The organism is Methylomonas sp. BG-2, from assembly GCF_057766305.1.
In genome coordinates this window covers 1-3105 of record NZ_JBYMAP010000346.1, presented here as the reverse complement: position 1 = coordinate 3105, position 3105 = coordinate 1, and the positions used below count along the sequence as shown (strand labels likewise).

General features: G+C 62.0%; 1 protein-coding gene. It reads right to left on the bottom strand.

The window, feature by feature from the left end; all coding sequences use genetic code 11:
- Window positions 1–2714 (bottom strand): carboxypeptidase regulatory-like domain-containing protein (locus AC3B8H_RS19880; RefSeq protein ID WP_488443253.1); only part of this gene is annotated, 2714 nt, incomplete at its 3' end.
- Window positions 2715–3105: the final 391 nt, after the last annotated feature.

Below are 3105 nucleotides of genomic sequence, written 5' to 3'. Positions count from 1 at the left end.
AGCACGGTCCCCCAAATCGGATTGGTCACATACATATCGTAGTTCGTTGCAAACGGCAGGTTGTCCCAACTCTCCAAATCGTCAGGAGAATTGGAGCACCCGTCGATTTCGTGATTCCGCGTTGTATTCTGTTTTTTCTGCGGGCATTTCGCCAAGCTTGCAAAATCGCTCGGGGTTTTCGGCACAGACTCCCCTTGATAGCAGCAACTTGTTGTCGATTCCGGGAACTGTCCGTCAGGCTTATTGCCAACCGAACCGTCAGCCTGACATTGCTTGCATTCTTCGGACGGTTTGTCGTTGGTATCGACGGTGGGGGTCGGACAGGCTGGCTTTTTGCAATCGCCTGCGACATCCGCGGGAACATCCGAGGAATCCGGTTCGGACGATTTGCAATCCTTCGGCTTCATACAATCGCCCGGTACATTGGGTACTTTTGGCAAATCGACGATGACGCAATTACCTTCGCATTTTTGGCATTCTCCGGGGCTGGCCGCACACCCGCTCCCCCCCGGCTGACTGCCGCAATGCCAGCCCGCCTTAATCACTCCGACGCCGTCGTTGCTTTTGATGATGCTGCCGTCGGTGCTGACCGTGCCCAGGCCGATCGCCACGAATTCTTCCAGGTCGTGGTCGTAGGAGTACATTTCCACTTGCGCGCCGGGTTTGTGGCCGTCGACGTTGGGCAGGGTCAGCCGCGCCGGCGGGTCGAATTTGGCGCCGACCGGCTGGATGGTGACGATGAATTGCGGTTGCATGCCGTTGGGCGGCGCCATCGGGATTTTGCTGGCGTTCACCGGCGTCACCGATAGCTTGCCGGTCTTTTTGCCGTCCGGGAAGGTCACCGAGCCGCGTTTGACTTCCAACGCAAAGCCGGGCACGTCGGGCAGCGTCAGCGTGACGTCTTGGTCGCCGACGGTTTTGGCGTTGACGGTGTCGAGCTTGACCAGGTAGACCGGCGACGATAGCGGGTTGTCGGCGCCGGCGATGGTGACGAGGTTGAAGGCGAGCGTGGGCCATTCGCCTTCGGCGGTGGTGGTGCTGCCGTCGGCGATCATGCGCACGGCGCCCACCGGGACTTCGGTGATTTTGAATTGGCCTTGGGCGTCGGTTTGTGCTTCGCGGGTGGTGCCGTCGACCCGTAGCGTGACGTTGGGCAGCGGGTGTTCTTGGTTGTCGAGGACGACGCCGCTGATGCTGGTCTGGCCGGTGACGCCGGTTTTTAACGCGGAGGCGGTGAAGCCGGCGTACAGGTCGGTGCCGACCAGGGTGGCGGTGGCGCGGTGGACATCCAGGCCGTCTTCGCTGCCCAGCGTCAGCTCGGCGGTGGCGCGGCCGTCGCTGTCGGTGGTGGCGGTGAGGGTGGTTTGGCCGTTTTGGAAGCGACCGCTGCCTTGGGTGACTTTGAATTGGATTTGGGCGCCGGGTACGACGTTGGCGCCGTCGTCAACCACGGCGACGACGAAGGGTTGCGGCAGCGGTTGGCCGACCGCGCCGCGTTGGTTGTTGCCGCTGTTGACGGTGACTTTGCTACCGGCGCCGACGCCGGCGCTGGCGTAGAACAGGACTTCGCCGTCGAAGCCGACCGAGGCGGCGCGGACGCGTTGGTTGCCGCTGCCGGCCCGGCTGCCGAGCTTGAATTGGGTCGCGGCGATACCTTGGGCGTCGGTTTGCACCAGTACGCCTTGGCCTTGGTCGCTGCCGCCGGCACCGACGATGCCGTCGCCTTCGGTGACGCGGAAGATGACGGGTTTGCCCGCCACCGGTTGGTTGGCGCCGTCCAGCAGTTTGACTTTGAGGGCTTGGGCCAACACGCTGTTGATGGGGCCGCTTTGGTCTTGGCCGCCGAGCAGTTCGATGTGTTGCGGCGCCAGCGGTTGGTAGGTGACTTTGAGGCTGAGGCTGCTGGTGTTGCCGACGTTGTCGGCGGCGTCGATTTTCAGGGTGTTTTCGCCAACGCCGAGCGGGACGTTTTCGGCCAGATAGCTGCGGTTGGCGACGCTGGCGGTAATGCCGTTGACTTTGACGTGGGCTTGGCCGGCGGCGACGGTGCCGCGCACGATGTCGTTGATCAGGCCGGAGACGGCGATGTGGTCGGTGCGGACGGTGTCGCCGTTTTTCGGCGATTCGACGGTCAGGTAGGGCGGGGTCATGTCCAGCGACAGCGAGATGGCATCGCTGACGTCTTCGCCCTGGGCGTTGACCGCGCGGGCGGTGATGCTGTTGTGGCCTTCTTCCAGGGCGACGTCGGCTTGAAATCGGCCGTTGCTGTTGGTGACCGGCGCGCCGTTCAGGGTGACTTGGGCGCTGGGGTCGCTGACCGTGCCTTTGACGGTTTGCGGGGTGTGGCCGACGGTCAACAGCGTGGCCGGGCTGGTGATTTTGACGGTCAGGGCCTGACTGGGCACTTGGCGTTCCAGCCGGGTTGTGAAACTGAAGGCGTTGGGGCCGCCGCCGGTGACGATGACCGAGACCAGGCCGCTGCCGCCGGGCGTGAAGTCGTTGCCGATATAGCCGGTCAGGTCGTAGTAGGCTTCGCCGGCCGCGGTGGTGCCGCTGGCATTGCCGATCGACACTTTCGCCGCCGGACTCAGGCCGACGATCACCAGCCGGAACGGGCCTTTCAGGCTTTGGCCGCTGACGTTGCTCAGCGTCACCGCCACCGTCGCGTCCGCCGCCCGCCGGTTGCGTACCGGGTTGGCGACCTTCACCGTCACTTGGCTGCTCGAAACGGTCTCCCACGTCGCTGACGCGACACCCCAAGCGGTTTTCGTAAAAAAAGACAACACGAGCAAATGCAGCAATAGCCAGACTGCGGAATTTGCAATCCGCTTCCCGCCTGATTCTAGAACCGGCGTATTTGGATCAAGGCCCAAATTCGACTTCATCGCGCGCTGGCTCGGCGACATCCCCTACCCCTCTTATAATTTTATCGATCGCTTAGACTGGTCCTAAGAAGGGGATCTTTGTCGTTAACGATGCGCAATTTTTGACGCCTTGAAGGATTTAGTCCGTAAAATCTTTCGACACTTCCCGTCAAGATTGGCCCCCGAGTCTATCAGCGGCCAATACGTGACGCAATTCAAACTTTCAAAACCCTAATCAACT